Consider the following 408-nt stretch of genomic DNA (forward strand, 5'->3'; position numbering starts at 1 on the left):
CAGCTGCACCTGCTTGCATCGTTTGCATAAAGCTTAATGCTTCAGTGGTCATCGCCCCCGCCGTATAGATCGTCACCACCACGGCCACAACGATCATGATGACTTGTCCCAAACCTCCACAACCACCCGCACCTGCCGGCGTGGGCAAAGTCGGTGTGGTATCGCCAATAATCTCACCCGGACGATAGGGCTTGAAGCTATCTGCGGTGTTGTGGCTGCTTATCTCCCTGGCAGGAATAAGGATTTTTGTGCCTGGCGCAAAGTTGTCTGCGCTGACAACACCATTGGCGTCGGCAATGAGGTACCACAGGGTGGCGTCGCCCCAGACGGTCTTGGCGATGCTTTGCAGGGTGTCACCCTGCTGGGTGATGTACATGCTGGGGCCGTTACCCGACAAGGCGCTTTGTT

At 56.6% G+C, this 408-nt stretch carries 1 protein-coding gene; it reads right to left on the reverse strand.

Annotation, left to right across the window (positions count from 1 at the left end):
• The coding region (locus ACO0LF_RS31515) for a LysM peptidoglycan-binding domain-containing protein (RefSeq protein ID WP_423021358.1) at window positions 1-408 on the reverse strand (408 nt) is incomplete at both ends.

Source organism: Undibacterium sp. Di27W, assembly GCF_049340345.1.
Taxonomy (GTDB): Bacteria; Pseudomonadota; Gammaproteobacteria; order Burkholderiales; family Burkholderiaceae_D; genus Undibacterium.